This window comes from Streptomyces doebereineriae (genome assembly GCF_031845645.1).
GTDB classification, from domain to species: Bacteria; Actinomycetota; Actinomycetes; order Streptomycetales; family Streptomycetaceae; genus Streptomyces; species Streptomyces canus.
Genome location: NZ_JAVREZ010000039.1, coordinates 21406 through 40325, shown reverse-complemented (window position 1 = coordinate 40325; position 18920 = coordinate 21406). Strand labels below are relative to the sequence as shown.

Here is an 18920-nt window from a genome sequence, read left to right as displayed (position 1 = left end):
GGCCACCCGGCGCCAAGAACAAACACCGGGCCCCCCGCTACGACGTCGGCAAGACCGTCAAACGCCCCGAGACCCTCACGGCCATCGGCAAGCCTGGAAGATCTTGGTAGATAAAGAACAAGCTCAGCTTGTCATTTAACGATCGACGTTGACTCTCCGTGGTTTCGTGCCCACTTTGTGATGGGCAGGGCGGCTGTATGCCTCGCCGGTCGCAAGGACGCGGCCCACGTCGTGGCGGGTGGCCGGACGGCGGTTCTTCGAACCAAGGGGCCTTCCTGGGCCGGGTGTTGCAGGTTTCGGCGCACTGGCCGGAGAGCCGGTCTTCGTGCGCAGGTTCCTGAACCCTCGTCGGACGCGCGAAGGGGTGAGTCTGTTCGGCTCAGTCGGTTTCTCCCAGGGCCTGCGGAGGTCGGTGGCCAGCGGCCGGGCGAGCCGGAGCTGGGCGTAGGCGGCGATCACCAACCAGGTCCACCGGTCGGCCGCATCCGAACTGCGAAGCCGGGGCTTGGTCCAGCCGAGTGTCTGCTTGAGCAGGCGGAACGTGTGCTCCAGGTCGAAACGCCGGAGGAAGGACTGCCAGCAGCGGTCGACGTCCGCCGCGCTGGCTCCGGTGCCCGACCACCACAGCCAGACCGGCTTGTTCACCCCGCCAGACGGCAGCTTTTCCACGGCGAGGCGGATGACGGTGCCTTCGATGAGAGGCAGTGGTCCGTCGTACTCGATCCAGGCCGCCCGCCGGGTGAGCCTTGGGTGCAGCCGGTCCCATGCCCGCGCGGTCGCCTTGCCGTAGAGGCGGGTGTCGGTGACCGTCACGGCCTGCTCGACGCCCCAGGTGGAGGGATCGCCGAAGACGAACTCGCCACCGTGCTTGAGTGGCCGGCCGCCCAGGGGGTTGGCCAGGGCGAACTCGTTGCGGGAGGGGGCCGGACGGCGCATCACCCGGTCTGAGCGGAGCCGGCCGAGGACTTCGACTGGCAGGTCAGCCAGCAGGTGGGCGATGCGAGGCGCGTCGTATCCGGCGTCCAGCACGACCAAGACGTGCGGGTCGCCCGGCTTCCACTGGCCGGCCTCAACGAGCTGCTCGACGACCTCGCGGATCTGGACGGTGGTCACCGCGGCGACGTCAGCGCCAGGCTCGAGGCGGACCGCGTCCAGCACCGCCGTCCACGACGTGCGGCCCGTCTCCAGCGCGGCCACGATCGAGTACGGCCAGCCGGGCACCATCTGGTGTTTGCCCTCGCCCCGGCCGAACGTGTGACAAAAAGCCCGGTCAGGGCAGGTGTTGGCGTCCGGCCGCAGCCACGGCGAGATGTCTGCGGCCAGCACGATCCGACCGTCCGCAGCCCTCGGTAGCGGCGTCGACACCAGGGTCCGACGCAGCCGCGCGACGTCGATCTGCCCCTGGTTGAGGCCGCCGTAGAGGGCCCCGTGCCCGCGGCGGTGTTCCGGGGCGAGCGCCAGATCGACGAGCGTCCGCACCGGTCCGTCCGTGCACAACAAGGCGTCGCATTACTCGAACAGCGCGTCGCCCCGGGCAATCAGACACTCGTACAACTCCGTCCGGAAGCGTGACACTTCCGCGAACGCGTCCCGCAGGACACCTGGGCACACCAGACTCATGACCACGGCCTTCGTACTGTTCCTCTGCCTCTGTGACGGAGCAAAGGATCAGACGGAGGCCGCGTTCACGTCTGCTGAACTGCGAAAACACCGACCAAGTTCGAGCGGCGTTCGACACCGGACCGCACTCTCCGAGCTCTCCAAGCATGTCAAGAGTGCTGGTCACGGACGTTCCTCTCATGGAAGCGGCTCCGCCAGCGCGCTGGCGGAGCCGTGGTTGATGTAATGCCCGGCCCGTTGGCGAGCTGGGGCCTGGGCCGGTGGCTGGATCGGTCTGAGAGTCTTGATCGCTGCCGAGCCTGCTGATTGGCTAACTGGCATGACTGAGCTCGGGCCCGTCGCCTGGCCACCTGCCCCGATCAGGACCGAGAGGCTCGTGCTCCGTGAGTCCGAGGCCCGGGACCGTGCGGCGTTCATCGAGTTGCACTCTTCGGCAGAGGTTCACACCTACCTCGGCGGCCCCCGGCCGCGTGACGAGCTTGAGCGCGAGGTGCCTGAGGTGCCTGGGCGGCGGCCCGGTACTTTCGTCGTCGATCTCGACGGGGCGATGATCGGACAGATTCAGCTGGTGAGGGAACCGGAGCACCATCGTCCAGCTGCGGCCGGAAAGGTCGATCTCGGCTACCTGTTCCTGCCGCGGGTGTGGGGATTTGGATACGCCGCCGAGGCGTGCGCGGCGGCACTCGACTGGTTCGACAGCGTCTTTCCCGGCGAGCCGGTGGTGCTCGCTACCCAGACCGCAAACGTCGCCTCGATGCGCCTCGTGGCAAAGCTGGGGTTCACCGAGGTAGAGCGGTTCCATGCCTGGGACGCCGAGCAGTGGCTCGGCATGCGGTCCCCGGCCACGCCGTCCGATTGACGAAGCCACGGGATCAGGCTCGTGCGGCAATCTCGCCGAACGAGGGCATTCCTAGGTAGATCGGCTGTCTGGTTCTTGCCGTTTGTGCGTCCACCGACCAAGTTCGAGCCGCGTTCGACGCCGGACCTTAAATGACAAGCTCAGCTCTCCTGGTTGACGCCACCGTTCATTCCGCGATCGCGTGCCCCGAGGCCGTTGGATCTGGTTTCACGCTGGGCGCAGGCCCCGATGGCTACCAGCGGTTCGTGATGGTCTTTGCGGCCTGCGCGACGCCAGGGTCGAGTGGGGAGGCGACGACCAGAGCTGCCTGGTCTGTACGGCGGGCGTGGGTGGCCAGGTCGTGGTGGCCGACGTGTACGTGTCCCAGGAGAGGGATGCCGGCGGCAGTCATATTGGCTTCGACGGCGTGGATGAAGCCGGGTTTGGGCTCGGCGGCCGGAAGTTGGCGGCTGCCGCTGATCATGCCGAGGAATGCGGTGGGGCGGTGGTGGAGGAAGTTGAGGTGGCGCTCGCGAAGCAGCGCAGCGCTCTGCTCGGGTGTGAGCGGATGTTCTCGGCGTTCTTCGGGCATGGCGCCGTGGGTGAGGGTCTCGGCGACCGGCGCACCGTTGGTGGCGGCGAGCACGACGAAGTGGTCCACGAGTTCGCGGTGCGGCCAGGTCGGGCGGCCCATGAGCACGATGCAGTCGAAGTGGCGGCGCCCCAACTGCAATGCGTCGCGGAGCGGGCTGTCGTCGGTTGTGAGGTACTTGGGGTTGGCGGGCGGAGTCGACCAGGGGGTGTGCTGCTCGACCAGCAGCCCACCCTGGTCCCGGCCGGTGCCGGCCTTCCACAGCAGGGTGCTGCGGTACCCGGGCCACTCCTGCAGCCGCTGCTCGGCGGCCTTGCGTTCCCGGGCACGCCGTGAGTACAGCTCCATGCCGATCCCGGACGGCTTGTACTCGTGCACCAGCAACACCCGCATTCCCTGCAGCGCCCACGCGGCCGCGATCTGCACCGCGAGCGTGCTGAGCTCGTACCGGTCCTCGAGCAGGAACTGCACCGTGCGCCCGTTGCGGGAGGGCAAGGCCGCGCGGCGGACCTGGGTGTAGCGGACGCCGGCCGCCTGCTGGGCCTTGCGGGCGCGGGCCTTGGGGCCGCTCGCACCGGACTTGGTCATGAGGATCGATCTCCGCTCCAGGGCCCCCGCCGCCCCGCAGAGTCGACGACGCGCGGGCATGGGCGAACAAGTGCGGGACCGTCCCTGGAACCGTTTCCGTTCCGGTGTCCTTCGCCTGGTGCATGACCGGTGCGGGGTACCGGACGCAGGCTCGCGGCGTGCGCATCCTGCCGCAGCCCAAAACCATAGCGGCCCAGCGGATCAACGAGAGGGAACGACACGGCCCGAAGCAGTCCGCTGCACCTACGTGGTCGCCCGGGAGCGAGCGTCGGCACCTGACCGCGGCGCAGACCTCGCACGGCTCCGACGATGTCCTGCGACCTGACTGGGCAGGCGCCATTTGTGAGAAGGCATGGATTGGAGTGCTCGACTGTCCCATCATCGTGTGATGGCTGATCACATGGACGTGCCGCGACTGCGTGGTCTGATCGACGAGTTCCTCGCTGCCGCCTATGAACATCACCGCCATCAGGACTTGCCTGCACTCTGCGAGCGGCTCCGCCTGCCCCAGCCGCCTCCTGAGGAGGGCCACAGCAAACACCAGCGTCTGTCGGCCAGTCTGCAGGCCTGTCCCGACGACGGCCTGGAGGCGGTCGCTGAGGCCGTTCTCGAGAGTCAGCCGCTGGCAGCATGGGAGCGCAACCGGCTGGAGGACGTGTTGTGGCTGGGGCGCCCCCACGTGCGGATCCCGGGCCGCACGCGGCGTGAATTGGCGAGGGAATTCGACTTGTCCGGTCATCTCAACTACCCCGACCGCTTCATGGCGTTGCTAGACCGAGTCTGGGATCTGGGCGACGATCTGCGGGGCTCGTGGAACGATTCCGCACCGGCCTTGCGCGACGAGATCCAGCGCCACGTGATCAGGTTCCAGGAGGACTGGACGACCGAGTACTTTTTCGAGCAGCTGCACGCCTTCGAAGCCCCTGATCCTCGCTTCGGGCACTTCCTCGAAGGACTGGCGTCCCCTACCACCCTGCCCGACGAGCAGGCCCAGCACCGTTTCGTTGACCTGGTCAACAAGCATCTGCAGCCCGTGGGCGCGCAGCTGCGCCTCGAAGGAGAACAGGACGGCTATCCGCTGTTCCAGCTCGTCCAGTCCGGTCAGGGAACGGGCCGGCGGCCGCGGAATCTGATCTTCGCCACGTTGGGCAAGCCCGACATCCGCTTCACGAGCGCCCTCGACAACGACATCGAGATCGCAGAACGCTCCGATCAGGTCCTCGTCTATGACCGGCCGGTCGGCAAGAACGGGCTGCTGTGGCGTGAGCTGCTCGCCTGGTGGCAGGAGACCCGGGAGATCAGTGACCCGGAGCGGGCGACCTGGTCCCTCTTCGACCGCATGGACTCGTCCCTGCCTCCGAAGTCCGACGGGCAGAAGAATCTGTTCTGGCTCTACCACAACATCTACCGGGAGGACTTGAGTGCGGTCCCCGCTCTCCTTCCGGAGATATGGGTTCACTGGGATCCGAGGACGGTCCGTGAGCGAGGTGCGCTTGCTCTGCAGAATCTGCGCATGGACTTCCTCATGCTGCTGCCGGGTAACCGGCGGGTCGTACTGGAGGTCGACGGCATGCAGCACTACACGCGCAAGGAGGGAACCGTGCCCGACAGCGCGAAGTACGCTGCCACCATGGCTGGCGATCGGGACCTGAAGTTCCGCGGATACGAAGTCTTCCGGTTCGGCCACGATGAGCTTCGTGACCGCGGCCAGGCCCGGCCCGTCGTCACAGAGTTCTTCCGAACCCTCCTCGACCGATCATCCAACGAGCCTTCCTAGCACGCAACTGACCTGCGGCGGAGCGAACTGCCGTGACTCGTCAATTCGGCCCGGGTGGCCTCACGCCCTCAACTCGGGCGGGAGGAAGATGAGTCACTGGATGAGAGCCCACGCGCCGTCTTAGCGGGCGGTTCCGGTCGTGCTGAGGGCGATGGCCTGGTGTGCGAGGTGGGAGAGGTCGATGACGCGGGGGTCGCGGCGCCAGGGTGCCATGGCGCGTACGACGCCGGCGAGGTAGTCGGTGGCGCGGGTGGAGCGTACGTGGCTGAGGATGGTGACGGCGCGCTGGCCGTGGGCGAGGGCCTGGTCGAGGTCGCGGTTTTGGAGGTGCGCGGTGGCCAGAACGGTCATGCGCAGGCCGACGGAGCGGGTGTAGGCGCTTTCGGGCATGGGTGCGGCCCGGTTGTTCCAGCGCAGGGCGGCGGCGGGCAGGCCCAGGTCCCGGTGGATCTCCACGGCGTCGGCTGCCATCCGTGCGGGGGTGTAGTAGCGGATCCATGCGGGTTCGTCGCCGGGTTCGGCGTCGGCCTGTTCCAGGAGCCGCTCGGAGGAGACGAGCGCGGCAGCCGCGGAGGGGGCGTCGCCGAGACGGGCGTGTGCGCGGGCCTCGACGAGTTTGGCGAAGGCCAGGACGCGGGGGGCTGCCCGGTGGCGGGCGCGGTCGTAGGCGCCCTGTGCCATGTCCACCGGCTCGTCGGGATAGCCACGCAGGGTGGCCTGGAGGGCCATGTTGGTCAGGACGTGACAGCCCACGGCGAGGCTTGCGCCAGCGCGGGCCATCCGCAGGGCCTGGATGAAGTGCCGCTGCGCCAGGGCGTGATGGCCCATGTCCAGGGCGCTCCAGCCTGCGACGCGCGCCAGTTCGGCGGTGCCTGCGTACAGCTCTTTGCCTACGGCGTCGGTGTAGTCGCCGCGCAGGAGCGGGATGGCGCGTTCATTGAGGAAGCTGGTCACTGTCGAGGCTTTGCCGGTGCCGCCGCCGTACTTCGAGTCCGAGCGCTGGGCGTCGGCGGCGGCCGCCCACAGCGCATCCAGGTCGCGGCGGCCGACGCGGTGGCGCCCGGGATGAGCGGCGGTGGGGTCGGCGGGCACGGCGAGCCACCGGGTGACCGGTGTGCTGTAGGCGCCGATGGCGAAGGGGGCGGTCACGAAGGTACGGCGGCGCATGGTGCTCCAGAATCGTGTGGCGGTATGGACGGCCTCGTGAGCGTCCCGGTGGAAATCCAAGCCGACGGCTTCGGGGTTCTCGCGTATCTCGGGCATGCCGATCTCGGCCGGGTCGAGGGGCCGTCCTAAGCGTTCTGCCAGCGCCTGGGCGATGAACGCGGGGACGGGCGGGCGGGGGACCATGCCGCGCCTGGTCCAGTTCGCGACACTCGTATGGGTGTAGGAGAAGGCGATTCCGCTGCGTTCGGCCAGCAGGTTGATGCGCCGTGCCAGCGCGTGATGGCTCATCCCGGCCGCCTCGATCAGCTGGGCCAGCTCCTGGTTCGCCGTCCTGGCCGGCTGCTCGCTGCGCTGCATGGAAGACGCCTCCTGAAGACCGGGCCGTGGCCGGATGGATACGCCACCCGGGCAGGGCCAGTTGGGCATTTCGAGCGTACGAGCCGCTGGCCTGCGGCTGGGGTTGTTTCCCCGTTGTGTGCCCCCTTCGTGAGCCTGTGCGGGGCGCGAGAGACAGCGTTTCATTCCGTCATCGCACTCCAGTTCGGAGCGGCCCTCAGGACAGCCGCAAGGACGCGAACCTGACCCGGTCCCCTCCTTGCACCCAGGCGACGCTCCGCCCCGTCTCGCACCCTCATGGAAGGGGACATGCTCATGAACGCTGTGCTCGTGACCGGCGGTGCCGGATTCATCGGCTCCCACTACGTCAAGTCGCTGCTGCGCTCCGACACCACCGCCCGCGTCACCGTGCTGGACGCCCTCACCTACGCAGGCCACGTCAAAAACCTCGGCGAGGCCTTCCTGGATCCCAGGCTGACGTTCGTCCACGGCAGCATCCTGGATACCGCGGTCGTCGACCAGGTCATGGCCTCACACACCCACGTCGTGCACTTCGCGGCCGAATCCCACGTCGACCGCTCCCTGGCCGGCGAAGCGCTGTTCGCCGAGACCAACGTGCTGGGCACCCAGATCCTGGTGAACGCCGCATCCCGGCACCCCATCCAGCGGTTCGTGCACGTCTCCACCGACGAGGTGTACGGGCCGCTGCCCGACGGGACGGCCACCGAGGACGACCCGCTGCGGCCCACCGTGCCCTACGCCGCCACCAAGGCCGCCAGCGACCTGATCGCACTGAGCGCCTACCGCACCTACGGGCTGCCGGTGTGCGTGACCCGCTCCTCCAACAACTTCGGGCCCGCCCAGCACCCAGAGAAGATCATCCCCCTGTTCATCACCCGCCTGCTGCGCGGCGAACCGGTCACCCTGCACGGCCGCGGCGAGCACGTGCGCAACTGGCTCCACGTCAGCGACCACTGCGCCGGCATCGACCTGGTGCTCCGCGCAGGCACGCCCGGCGAGGTCTACAACATCGGCGGCGGAACGGACCTGACGAGCAGGGAGCTGACCGGGGAACTGCTGCGCCTGTGCGGCGCCGACTGGAACGCGATCCAGTACATCCCCGACCGCCGCGCCAACGACATCCGGTACTCGATGGCCTGGGACAAAATCGCCCAGCTCGGCTACGAGCCCCGCCGCGATTTCCACGAGGCCCTGGCCGACACCGTCCAGTGGTACCGCCACCACCACCGGCGCTGGACGCCGCCCCCACGCGCCTGCGCCGTCACACCTCCGCACGTCATCCTCGACGCCACCCGGGAGCCTGAGCATGCCTGAGAACTGGCCGCAGGGCGCACTGATCGTCCTGGGCGCATCGGAGGAACAGATCCCGCTCTACCCGGAGGCGCGACGTCGGCAAATCCCCACCATCGCGGTGGACATGCGGTCGGACGCCCCCGCGTTTCCGTTCGCCGACGCAACCTTGACGATCTCCACGCGGGACACCGACGCCATCACCGACGCGCTGGGAGACATACGGCCCGCCGGAATCGTGTGCGGTGCCAGCGACGCCGCCCTCGCCAGCTGGCACACCCTGGCGCTGCACTACGGCACCGCCTACGTGTATCCCGGAAGCGCGCTCGCGGCCGGCGACAAGGCCGCCTTCCACGAGATCGCCGCATCCTGCGGCATCACCGGATACGGATGGACCGCCTCCGACAACCCGGACGAGGTCGTCACGAAGGCGACGCAGCTGCGCTTCCCCATCATGGTCAAGCCCGTAGACGGTTCCGGTAGCAAGGGCGTCACCCACGTCACCCATCCTGACCACCTGCCCGCCGCTGTCGCCTGCGCCCGCTCCCACTCCGCCTCCCGGACCGTGATCGCCGAGGAGTTCGTTCCAGGCCGCCCCCTGGCCATCGAGGTCTTCATGCACAACGGCAGGGCAGTGATGGCCTGCATCAAGGACAAGGAGTTCGTCGGCGGGGGCTTCGTCGTCAAGCGGCTGCGCACCGCCCAGTTGCCGTCGGCGACACGCGAGCGCATCGAGGCCACCGTCGAACGGCTGTGCCGTGCACTGGGCATCACCGACGGACCGGCAAACTTCGACGCCGTCCTTGGCACAGACGGCCACGCACGCATCATCGAGGCCAACGCGCGCCTCGGCGGCGACGGCGTTCCGCGACTGCTCACCGCCGCCTACGGCGTTCACGTCGTGCGTGCACTCATCGCGCTCGCGCTGGGCGAACCGTTCGGCGAGCACCTGGCGCCGACACGCGCCGCCCATGCGGCGCTGGAACTGATCGGCTCGCCGCTCACTGTGAAGGGCGAGCTGATCGCATGGGAAGGCGTCGCCGAAGCCCGCAACCTCCCCGGGATCACCGACGTCGAGCTGTACGCCCAGCCGGGAGATCTCGTACGACCGCATGACCAGTCCGGCCACAAGATCGGCCTGATCGTTGCCGCCGGAGCCACGGCTGCGGACGCCTCTGCAGCCCTGGACGCGGCCACTGCCCTGATCCGGCCGGTGATCCGGCCGACCGAAGACACGCAGTGATCACCAGCACCGGCCGGAGCGCGGCGCCCAGCATGCCGACAACGCAGACCGAGGAGGATCTCGTGACCAGTCCATCGAGGCTGGCCGTCCGGCGCAACGCCAGCCCATACCTGTACGGAGGGGAAGCCGCGGCCGTGGCCCAAGTGCTGAAGTCCGGGCAGTACGGCCACAGCGACATCACCGAGAAGTTCGAGCGGAAGGTCGCCGCCTACCTCAACGTGCCCGAGATCGTGGCCGTCGAGTCGGGCACCGCCGCCCTGCACCTGGCGCTGCTGGCCGCCGGAATCGGCAACGGCGACGAGGTCGTGGTGCCCTCACTGACGTTCGCCGCGAGCGTCCAGGCGATCGTGGCCGCAGGCGCCCGCCCCCGGTTCGCCGAGACCGACCCAGACACGCTGTGCGTCACCGGCGCCAGCGTCCTGGAGGCCCTCACCCCGGACACCCGCGCGGTGATGCCCGTGCTGTACGGCGGCCGGGCCGTCGACCTGACGGACGCGGCACCGGTGCTCGCCGGGCACAACATCACGGTCGTCGAGGACGCGGCGCAGGCCTTCGGCTCCTGGCACGGCGACCGCAAAATCGGCGCGTTCGGCGCGTCGGGCACGCTGACGTGCTTCTCGTTCGGCCCGATCAAGAACCTCACCTGCGGGCAAGGCGGCGCCGTGATCCCCCGAACCCCGCAGGAGGCGGAGACGATACGGCTGCTGCGGATGCTGGGCATCCGCCAGTCACAGGCCGACCGGATCCGCTCGACGACCTACAGCGTGGACACCTTCGGCCTGCGCTACCCCATGTCGGCGCTGAACGCGGCCATCGGCCTGGCCCAGCTCGCCCGCTTCGATCAGATCGAGGCCAAGCGGCCGCATCTGTGGCGGACCTACCGCGACGCTCTCGCCGGGATCGACGGCGTGGCCCTGGTCGACGTCGACGTCGAGCACACCGTCCCCTTCAACTGCGTCGTGCGCGTGCGGGGCCGGGATGCGGTCTTCGCGGACCTGCAGTCCCGGGGCGTCGGCGTCGGCGTGCACTACCCGCCCAACCACCTGCAAGCCGCGTTCGCGCCGTGGCACCGGCCACTGCCCGTGACCGAGCAGACCGCCGAGGAGATCATGAGCCTGCCGTTCCACCCGGCGATGACCGAGCAGGACGTGAGCGCCGTCGTGGACGCACTGCGCAAGGCGGTTGCCCGGTGACCGGCGGCATAGAACCACGCCGTCTCCTCGCCGCCCGCGTGGAGGTCATCGAGCACGGTGCTGCCCGGCACCTGCCGTAGCTGCCTGAGCGGCCGACAGGATCACGTCCACGAGCCGGTCGGCCGCATCCGGACGGCCCTGTGCACGGGCCCGCTCCGCCATCGCCTGCCGCAGGTGGGCATCGGCAAGGAGCGGGCCCAGCGCGTCCCGCATCCGCTGCGCGGTCACCTCGCCCTCCAGCGCGACCGCGGCCCCGGACTCCTGCAAGTGGCGTGCGTTGTGCACCTGCTCGTTGCCCGCCGAGGTGGCCAGGGGGATGAACACGGCGGCCTTGCCCAGCGCGGTCAGCTCGGCGAGCGTGCCGGCCCCGCTGCGCGAGACCACCACGTCCGCGAGCGCCAGGACGTCAGGCAGCTCCGCGCCGACGAATCCGCTCACGTAGTAGCGGCCCGCACTCTCCACCGGCAAGGATGCTGCCCGCTGGCGCAGGGTCTCGACGTGGTCGGGCCCGCACTGGTGGATGACGTTCGCGTGCTCCAGCAGCCATGGCAGGACCTCGGCCACGACCGTGTTGATCTGCTGCGACCCTTGGGCGCCACCGGTGACGTACACCGTGGGCCGGCGGCCGTCGAACCCCCGCAGCCCCAGCGCGTCGACGGCCTTCTGTCCCTGCCCGGACAGCACCTGCGGCCGTACCGGATTCCCGGTCACCACGGCGATCGAGCGCGCCTCCGCGGACAGCAGCGCCAACGTCGACTCCGAAGAGACCGCGATCCTCGTCGCCGACCCGGCCAGCTGACGGTTGGCCAGACCCAGCCGCACCGTCTGCTCATGCAACACCAGTGGCCGTCGGCACAGGCGAGCCGCCAGCCCGGCCGGAACGGCCACATAGCCGCCGGTCGCCAGGACCACGTCCGGCCGGAAGTCCGAGATCGCCTTGCGGGCCTGCGCCACACCCAGCGGCACCCGCGCCATGTCCCGCACGTTGGCCGCCGACAGCATCTTCAGCGGATTCGACGACCGGCGGATCTTGCCCGTGGCGACCGTCGTGAACGCGATCCCCTCGGCAGGCGCGACCCGCGCCTCCAGCCCGTCCTCCGTACCGATCCACAACGTCTCCAGCCTCCGGCCGGACACCGCCAGCCGGTCCTGGAGCGCCCGAACGGCGGTCAGAGCGGGATAGGTGTGCCCCCCGGTCCCGCCGCCCGTCACTACCAACCGGAAGCCATCATCAGCGGCGGCGTGAGCACTGTTCACCAAGGAGATCCCATCTGGCCCGTACGGCGGAGACTGCCTCGTACCGTAGCGGACCCGAGGGAGGACCCGAACCGTGCCACGGCTGCGGGAGTTGTCTAAGGGATCACCTATAGCACCCCGTGGTTAGGGCACCGGCTGGATAGCTTGGCGGTTACTGACTTTGTTGGCGTGATGTCGTAGCTGACAGGCCGTGTGTGCTGCGGTAGGCCGCTGGTATGAGGTATCCGCAAGGGGGCGGGCTGACCGCCGAGCGGCAGGCGTTTCGTGAGCACATTCGGTTGCAGGCGGCCGAGTTGTTCGCTGCTGGGCAGGGCAATGCCGCGGTCGCCCGTGAGTTACGTGTCAGCGTGCGGTCCGTGCAGCGGTGGCGCCGGGCCTGGGAGGACGGTGGAGAGCGGGCCCTGGCTTCGAAGGGGCCGTTGTCCAGGCCCAAGTTCAGCCAAGCGCTCTTCGCGGTGCTGGGGCAGGAGCTGGCCAAAGGACCGGTGGCGCACGGCTGGCCGGATCAGACATGGACGCTGTCGCGGATCAAGACCCTGATCGGGCGCCGGTTCCACACGAGCATAACGTTGTCGGCGATCGCGCAGATGCTGCACCGGCACGGCTTCAGCCACCAGGTCCCGGCCCGCCGCGCGGTGGAGCGCGACGAGAAAGCCGTCAGCGGCTGGGTGAAGGAAACCTGGCCCCTGGTGGAAACACCGCGGCGGCGCTCGGGGCCTGGGTCTGCTTCGAAGACGAGGCCGGCTTCTCGATGACGCCGCCGACGACCCGAACGTGGGCCAGGCGCGGGCGTACACCTGTCATCCGGGTCCGCGGACGTTCCCAGCGCCGGTTCTCCATCGCCGCTCTGGCCTGCTACAAGCAGGGCGAACACTCGCGCCTCATCTACCGGCCCAAGCGGCACGTCGATCACAAGCGGGGCGGCAGACGAAGTTTCACCTGGAGCGAGTACCGCGACCTGCTGATCGCCGCCCATCGACAGCTCGACGCGCCGATCGTGCTTGTCTGGGACAATTTGAACGTGCACAAGGACGCCAGGCTGCGGGCGTTCATCGATGCCCAGGACTGGATCACCAGCTGCTTTCTGCCGGCGTACGCACCGGACCTGAACCCCGTGGAGGGCATCTGGTCACTGATGCGACGCAGCAGTCAGGCCAATACCGCATTCACCGACCCAGACCACCTGCTGCACGCCCTCCGGAGAGGACTTCGCCAGATCCAGTACCGCAGCAACGTCATTGACGGATGCCTCACCGAAACCGGCCTCACCTTGACGACATCACACCAAAAGGGTCAGTAGCACCACAGTGCGGCACACATTGGGATGCGGGCCAGTAAAGGCGGCTGCAACCAATCGTGCGCTCGGTCAGTCTTGTCGGCAATGAACCCACGTCTGCCCCGGCGCCAGGCCGAACGGCGCGGTCTGCGCCTGTGGCCCGTCGGTATCGTCCTGGTCCTGGCCATCACCGTTGCGGTCCTGGTCGCTGCCGCCGTGTTCTACGCCGGATGGGACCTGCTAGGCGCACACAAGTTGAAGCCCGAGCCAAGCGTCGACTCCAAAACGCTATTCGACCTGGTCAAACTCGCCTTCGGGGTAGTGGCTGGCGCGGGCGCCCTGGTCGCCCTGGTCGTGGCCTACCGGCGCCAACGCGTGGACGAGGACGGCGCCCTGCGCGACGCCACCCGCCTGCACACCGAGCGCTTCACCACCGCCGTCTCCCAGCTCGGCAACGAATCCGCCGCGGTACGCCTCGGCGGCGTACACGCCCTGGCCGGACTCGCCGACGACGCCCCCACCCGCGAACTGCGCCAGACGTGCATCGACGTCCTGTGCGCGTACCTCCGACTGCCCTACACCGCCGAAGCCGACCTGCCGGCGAACGACGCGGAAGCCCGCCACACCTATCTGGCTCTGCGGGAAGTCCGGCACACCGTCATCCGGCTCATCCGAGATCACCTCCGTCTGCCCCTCGAACATCACCACTCGTGGCAAGGCCACGACTTCGACTTCACGGGAGTCATGTTCGACGGCGGGGATCTCTCAAAGGCGGTGTTCTCCGCTGGCGCGGTCAGCTTCAACGGGGCGGTGTTCTCCGCCGGCGTGGTCAGCTTCAGCAGGGCGGTGTTCTCCGGCGGCGCGGTCGGCTTCGAGGGGGCGGTGTTCTCCGGCGGCGTGGTCTACTTCGGAGAGGCGGTGTTCTCCGGCGGCAGGGTCTACTTCAGCAGGGCGGTGTTCTCCGGCGGCAGGGTCTACTTCAGCAGGGCGACGTTCTCCGGCGGCAGTGTCCACTTCAGCAGGGCGACGTTCTCCGGCAGCGCGGTCGGCTTCGGAGAGGCGGTGTTCTCCGGCGGCACGGTCGGCTTCGGAGAGGCGGTGTTCTCCGGCGGCACGGTCGACTTCAGCAGGGCGGTGTTCTCCGGCGGCGCGGCCGACTTCCTCGCGGCGACGTTCTCCAACGGCAGGGTTGGCTTCAGGGCGGCAACCTTCTCCGGCGGCGCAGCCGACTTCAGCGAGGCGGTGTTCTCCGGGGGCACAGTCACCTTCAGTAGGGCGACGTTCTCCGGCGGCACGGTCGGCTTCGCCGCGGCGACCTTCTCCGGCGGCACGGTCGACTTCAGTGAGGCGGTGTTCTCCGGCGGCGCAGCCATCTTCACCGAGGCGACCTTCTCCGGCGGCACGGTCGACTTCAGCGAAGCCACTGGCACGGCTCCCCGTGCGCTGATTCCGGCAGCAAGAGCTCCGCTCCCGGATGGACTCATCCTGGCCGCAGCCTGGCAACCGACAGGTCCCTAAATGAGTTCGGCCGAACCGCGTCGGATCACGGCGTGAGGTAATTGTTCCGTGAGCTACTTCATGTACGACGTCATGGGCGGGAGGGTCGACGAGCCTGGTCCGGAGTCGATGAGGCGAGTGCTCGACGGCCTGGCGGATGCCGATGACGAGCACCCCGACGTGTCGCTGACCCATGAGAGCGGGTGGTGCCTCAGCGCGTTCCACGGCGGCCTGTTGGTCTGGGAGAACCCGGACGACGATTCGCTGGGCGGGGGTGAGATGCGCGAGGTCGCCCGTGAGGAGATTCTCCGGCTCTTCGGGCTGCTGGCAGCAGGTGACACTGCATCGGTCGAGGCGCTTCCCTGGGAGAACCGGGCGTGTCCGCGCGGCCTGGGCGGGTGAGTTTCGGTTGTTGCTCGGCGGGCGGACGTATGCCGCCGCTACGGTGAGCCGGTGACCACCGTTGCTCCCGCGATCGCCCAGCTGGTCGCCGACCCGTCGCTGATCAGCCTGGCCTACCAGCATGAACACGCCCTCCAGGTATACGAGTTCGAGGACACGCTGGAAGTGTGGACGGTGACGGCCCGGATCGACGCGGACGTCCTGGCCGAGGAACTGTCCGTGCACAGTGACCTGGATCAAGATGCGTTGGACGCGGTGCAGGACGTCGCGGTGGGCCGGATGTCGTTCGTGCGGGTGCGAATGTTCGGCCCGGATCACCCCTTCGAGGCGATGGACTCCTACACCGGGGACGTGGCCGGCATCGGCGAAGTGGTCCTGGACGTCGCCGCCGGAGACTGGGCCCCTGGCCTCCAGGCCACGCTTGGGCACCCGGTCGGCGACCTGTTGGTCATGGACCGGGTCATCCTGGATCCTGGATGGCGCGGTGTGGGACTGGGACCCGTTCTCGCGGGTTCCGCGATCCGCCGGCTCTCGCAGGGCTGCGCCGCGGTCGCGTGCGAGCCGGGTTCCGCCGACGGACGGGAACTGACAGCTGATCAGCACCGGGACGTCGCCGTGAAGCTGGGCCAGCTCTGGCAGCGGATCGGCTTCGAGCCCTTCCAGGACGGCGTGCACCTGCTGGACTGCCAGCTGCAGCGGACTGAGGACCTCCTCGCCGAACAGCAGGGGGAGTTCCTTGCGTTGTGCCAGGCCTGGCGAAGCCATCACCGGCCGTAGGCACCCCCGAGGTCGAGATCCCGTTTCCGGGCCCGAGCTTCGCCGAGCAGCTGTAGATCATCCTCGCCACCACCTCGCCCGTCCCCGCACGCACCACGGGCGGCAGTCGGCCCGCACCCTTCCCGCCCGTCGTGCTCTCGGCGGCAACCGCACAGATCAGCAGGAAGATGAACAGGCTGGTCAGCCGGAGCCCAAGCGGGTCCTCGTGGAGTTTGCGGCAGCCGACGTCGACGCCGAGTCCGCGTCCGCATTCCGCGAGCCGCCTGCTGGGAAGGGGCAACGATGGACCGCACGGGCCAGGCTGGTGTGCGCCTGCGCTACTGGCTCGACCTGCACCGTCTCACCGAGGCGCTGCACGTGTCCCGCATTCCTCCCCGTTCCCGTACGGCAGAGGCTTCCTGACTGGCTGCCCACGAGCAGCGGGTCCTTCCCGGCACGTGGTCGGGCAGGCCCCGCAGCCCCGGCGCTGAAAGCGACGAGAGCCCCATGCCGCCGGTCAGAGTGTGGGTGCCAGCGTCATCGAGGGCGTGCTACGTAGCTGCGGACCCCGTTAATCCTGGGGTGAGAGCTTCAGCTTTCATCAATCTGGCTGCGCGCCAAACCGGTTAACCATTGGTCCGCTAATCGCATAGTTTGTCAGTGCCTGCTGCTCCACTGACGACATGGCAGAACATAAAGCGTTCCTCGACGGCTTCGATCGTGCGGAGGAAGACGGCTGCGATTCGATGATCCAGGCCCATCTGGATCGCGAGGAGCGGCGGCTGCTCGCCTCGGCATCGACAGTTCCCGATGGCGTTGATGAGTGGCGGGCGCTCGTGGCCGCGGTTGGCTTCGTCCGACGCAGTTCGGTCCTGGCTCGCGGGGCCCCGCTGCACCGGATCGATCAGCGCCAGGCCTGGCAGCGCTTCCCCCGCGGTCTCTACGACCCCCGCACACTCGCCCTGGCCGCGCTCGAGGCGGTGGTGAGCAGGCAGGAGATGGAGGCGGAGGCGACGACGGGGGAGGTGGTCGAGTTCCTCGCGTCCCTCGCGGCGGGCGCGGCGCCCGAGCGGGAAGCCTCCGAGCATCTGGCGGTGTCCCGGTTCGTCCTGCGCGAGCTGCTGAATGACGCGCAGCACGGAGAGGAGTTCGAGGTCTCCTACAGCGACTACCGCGCGGGACACAGCCGGGTCACGCTGTCGCTGCGGATGCTGGAGGAAGGCATCGGCAGGCGTGGCCAGGCCGTGCTGCGGGCCACGACCCCGGCCATCAATCTGCTGCTGTCCGGGCTGGAGCACGACCTGGAGGACGAACAGGCAGCGAAGGACACGATGCTGCGCCGCCAGGTCGCGAGCGGCCGGTGGGGACGCGCGGAAGAGAGCGCAGCCGAGAGCCTGAAGCTGTCCCTCATGTACTGCGAGCGGGTGCGAGCGGTACTGGAGGAAACCGAACGCGATGTGCGGGCGGTGGACTGGAGCCGGGACGTACCCGTGCTGCTGACGGCGTCCCGCGAACACCTCGGTGAGCGCCACCGGGTGGAGCGCGACCTGATGGAGTACATGCGCGGGGTCCGCAACGAGGTGGAGGACGCCGACGTCCGCCGTACCTGTGAGCGGGTCCTGCGGCTGCTGAGCCGGGCTCATCTGCGGCATACGCAGCTGCTGGAGAAGATCATCGATGCCCGTCCGGCGTTCTTGCGGTCCCAGGCCGACCAGCGCTTCCGTCCCCCGCCGCGTCTGGCTCTCGTGGGAGTGCAGGAGGACGTGCTGGAGCCGTTGCTCTGCCTCGGGATCGAGGAAGCCGAAGTGATCGCGAGTCGGTTCGCCGATGCGGTCGGCGGTCCCGTGGTCTCACATCAGCCGCGGCTTCAGGATTGGTGGGCGTCGCTGCTGGCCCCGGCCCGGGAAGCACAGGAGGCAGTGCCCGACGAGGACATCGAGCTGATCGCCGACGACCCGGGCGAGCTCTCTGCCTACAGCCAGGAGGACCTTGCTGTAGCCCGCACCGTGCTCATGGAGGCGCTGCGTACTCCGGTGCGGCTGTCCCAGCTGCTCGAACAGGCACTGGATCACACGGCAGAGGCCGCGGACTTGCTGGCTGTCTCCGTGCTGCGCGCCTATGCCCCCGATCCCGAGGAGGACGAGGAGGACGATGCCGCGGACGAGCTGGCGGACCTGCTCGGTGAACTCGTGATGGTGCTCGATGACGGCGCCGTCTTCGACATCGGTCCACTCGCGGGCAGTGACCTGCTGCTCGTTCCCGCGCAGTCGCTGATTCCCGATCCCACTCGCGCTGAGGACGACTTGGAGGTCCTGGCATGACCACCAGCACGTATGCCTACTCTCCCGACGACCTGGCCGACGCGGCCGTGCTGGTGCGGTTCGGATGCCAGCCGCGCCTTCGGCCCTTGCAGTTCCCGCAGTACCGGGACCTGCTGCAGCGCTACCGGATGGACCAAGCGTTCCGCGACGCGGTGGACGCCGCCGCGGATGGTCTGGACCTGGACGTGATGGAGGCGCACACGGGCGAAGGACTCATCCTGCATCCCCGGGAGGGCTCCTGGCTGTCCTATCGCCTCAAAGACCACCCGAAGCTGGGGGTCAACGACCGCCTCGTCCTCGGGCTCGCCCATCTCGCCATCGCCGCCCGCGCCTACCCCACGGCCGGGGATCTGGAAGAGGAAAGCGTCAAGCGGATCTCGCTCACGGATGTCGACGACTTTCTGCGGCGGCTCACCGCCAAGCTCCGCGAGGCAGCCGTGGACGCAGACGGCCTGCCGGTGCCGCACCCCGAACTCCAAGCCGCCTGGCAGCTGTACACCAAGCTCCCGCCCTCCCAGCTGACACGCAAGAAAGGGCAGCTGTCGCAGTCGAGCACCCAGCGGGTGCTCAAGGAAGCGCTGGACTGGCTCGTGGATCAGGGCATGGCCTATCGCGCCGACGAGCTCGGACCGGGGACCTACCGGCTCGCCCACCGCTTCCGCGTCCAGGTACGCGAAGCAGCCGCCTCGGCGGCATTCACCGCGCTGTGCGACCTGCGCCGCGCCCACCTCGCACAGGAGGACTGA

At 68.8% G+C, this 18920-nt stretch carries 14 protein-coding genes and 1 pseudogene; 11 read left to right on the top strand and 4 right to left on the bottom strand.

Translation table 11 applies throughout. From position 1 onward, the window contains the following. Positions 1–135: 135 nt before the first annotated feature. Positions 136–1620 (bottom strand): annotated as a pseudogene (locus tag RNB18_RS49935) (NF041680 family putative transposase). Positions 1621–1939: 319 nt separating this feature from the next. On the opposite strand from RNB18_RS49935, the gene RNB18_RS49930 reads away from it, so the two are divergent. After that, positions 1940–2479 (top strand): GNAT family N-acetyltransferase, encoded by a 540-nt coding sequence (locus tag RNB18_RS49930; RefSeq protein WP_311720776.1) that lies wholly within the window; start codon positions 1940–1942, stop codon positions 2477–2479. A gap of 232 nt (positions 2480–2711) precedes the next feature. Here RNB18_RS49930 and RNB18_RS49925 read toward each other — a convergent pair whose 3' ends face one another. After that, positions 2712–3638, bottom strand: coding sequence for a protein kinase family protein (locus RNB18_RS49925; RefSeq protein WP_311720775.1), 927 nt, complete (start codon positions 3636–3638; stop codon positions 2712–2714). 388 nt (positions 3639–4026) lie between these two features. Here RNB18_RS49925 and RNB18_RS49920 point away from each other — a divergent pair, with 388 nt between their 5' ends. Next, positions 4027–5415: an AbiJ-related protein gene (locus RNB18_RS49920; RefSeq protein WP_311720774.1), complete on the top strand. Its 1389-nt coding sequence runs from the start codon at positions 4027–4029 to the stop codon at positions 5413–5415. Between the two features lie 120 nt (positions 5416–5535). Here RNB18_RS49920 and RNB18_RS49915 read toward each other — a convergent pair whose 3' ends face one another. Beyond that, the gene (locus tag RNB18_RS49915; protein WP_311720773.1) at positions 5536–6939 is read right to left on the bottom strand and encodes a sporulation protein; all 1404 of its coding nucleotides are present in this window, start codon (positions 6937–6939) and stop codon (positions 5536–5538) included. Positions 6940–7233: 294 nt separating this feature from the next. Between RNB18_RS49915 and RNB18_RS49910 the strand changes: the two genes are divergently transcribed. The 3 genes from RNB18_RS49910 (at position 7234) to RNB18_RS49900 (ending at position 10665) form a co-directional block, all read left to right on the top strand. Beyond that, positions 7234–8253: a dTDP-glucose 4,6-dehydratase gene (locus RNB18_RS49910; protein WP_311720772.1), complete on the top strand. Its 1020-nt coding sequence runs from the start codon at positions 7234–7236 to the stop codon at positions 8251–8253. Then, a complete protein-coding gene (locus RNB18_RS49905) occupies positions 8246–9472 on the top strand; it encodes an ATP-grasp domain-containing protein (RefSeq protein ID WP_311720771.1) in 1227 nt (408 codons plus the stop codon). The genes RNB18_RS49910 and RNB18_RS49905 overlap by 8 nt, the downstream gene beginning before the upstream one ends. Positions 9473–9534: 62 nt before the next feature. After that, positions 9535–10665 (top strand): DegT/DnrJ/EryC1/StrS family aminotransferase, encoded by a 1131-nt coding sequence (locus RNB18_RS49900; RefSeq protein WP_311720770.1) that lies wholly within the window; start codon positions 9535–9537, stop codon positions 10663–10665. Positions 10666–10710: 45 nt separating this feature from the next. Here RNB18_RS49900 and RNB18_RS49895 read toward each other — a convergent pair whose 3' ends face one another. Then, on the bottom strand, positions 10711–11925 hold the full coding sequence (locus tag RNB18_RS49895; protein ID WP_311720769.1) for a UDP-N-acetylglucosamine--N-acetylmuramyl-(pentapeptide) pyrophosphoryl-undecaprenol N-acetylglucosamine transferase: 1215 nt from the start codon (positions 11923–11925) through the stop codon (positions 10711–10713). A gap of 212 nt (positions 11926–12137) precedes the next feature. Here RNB18_RS49895 and RNB18_RS54235 point away from each other — a divergent pair. From RNB18_RS54235 to RNB18_RS49860, 6 genes are all read left to right on the top strand, one after another. After that, a protein-coding gene (locus RNB18_RS54235; protein ID WP_449657654.1) for an IS630 family transposase occupies positions 12138–13222 on the top strand; the annotation gives its coding sequence in 2 pieces (ribosomal slippage) (positions 12138–12581 and positions 12584–13222; 1083 coding nt in all). A gap of 81 nt (positions 13223–13303) precedes the next feature. Continuing rightward, complete coding sequence (locus tag RNB18_RS49880) at positions 13304–14716, top strand: pentapeptide repeat-containing protein (RefSeq protein WP_311720766.1); 1413 nt, start codon at positions 13304–13306, stop codon at positions 14714–14716. A 48-nt stretch (positions 14717–14764) separates the two neighbouring features. Next, positions 14765–15097, top strand: coding sequence for a hypothetical protein (locus RNB18_RS49875; protein ID WP_311720765.1), 333 nt, complete (start codon positions 14765–14767; stop codon positions 15095–15097). A gap of 51 nt (positions 15098–15148) precedes the next feature. Next, positions 15149–15874, top strand: coding sequence for a hypothetical protein (locus tag RNB18_RS49870; protein WP_311720764.1), 726 nt, complete (start codon positions 15149–15151; stop codon positions 15872–15874). 662 nt (positions 15875–16536) lie between these two features. Continuing rightward, complete coding sequence (locus RNB18_RS49865) at positions 16537–18174, top strand: hypothetical protein (protein WP_311720763.1); 1638 nt, start codon at positions 16537–16539, stop codon at positions 18172–18174. Continuing rightward, positions 18171–18920, top strand: coding sequence for a hypothetical protein (locus tag RNB18_RS49860; protein ID WP_311720762.1), 750 nt, complete (start codon positions 18171–18173; stop codon positions 18918–18920). Before RNB18_RS49865 ends, RNB18_RS49860 begins: the two co-directional genes overlap by 4 nt.

Excerpts from the sequence above, each read along its gene's own strand:
- RNB18_RS49930 (WP_311720776.1), top strand. The coding sequence starts at position 1,940 with ATGACTGAGCTCGGGCCCGTCGCCTGGCCACCTGCCCCGATCAGGACC.
- RNB18_RS49925 (WP_311720775.1), bottom strand. The coding sequence starts at position 3,638 with ATGACCAAGTCCGGTGCGAGCGGCCCCAAGGCCCGCGCCCGCAAGGCC.
- RNB18_RS49920 (WP_311720774.1), top strand. The coding sequence starts at position 4,027 with ATGGCTGATCACATGGACGTGCCGCGACTGCGTGGTCTGATCGACGAG.
- RNB18_RS49915 (WP_311720773.1), bottom strand. The coding sequence starts at position 6,939 with ATGCAGCGCAGCGAGCAGCCGGCCAGGACGGCGAACCAGGAGCTGGCC.
- RNB18_RS49910 (WP_311720772.1), top strand. The coding sequence starts at position 7,234 with ATGAACGCTGTGCTCGTGACCGGCGGTGCCGGATTCATCGGCTCCCAC.
- RNB18_RS49905 (WP_311720771.1), top strand. The coding sequence starts at position 8,246 with ATGCCTGAGAACTGGCCGCAGGGCGCACTGATCGTCCTGGGCGCATCG.
- RNB18_RS49880 (WP_311720766.1), top strand. The coding sequence starts at position 13,304 with ATGAACCCACGTCTGCCCCGGCGCCAGGCCGAACGGCGCGGTCTGCGC.
- RNB18_RS49865 (WP_311720763.1), top strand. The coding sequence starts at position 16,537 with ATGGCAGAACATAAAGCGTTCCTCGACGGCTTCGATCGTGCGGAGGAA.
- RNB18_RS49860 (WP_311720762.1), top strand. The coding sequence starts at position 18,171 with ATGACCACCAGCACGTATGCCTACTCTCCCGACGACCTGGCCGACGCG.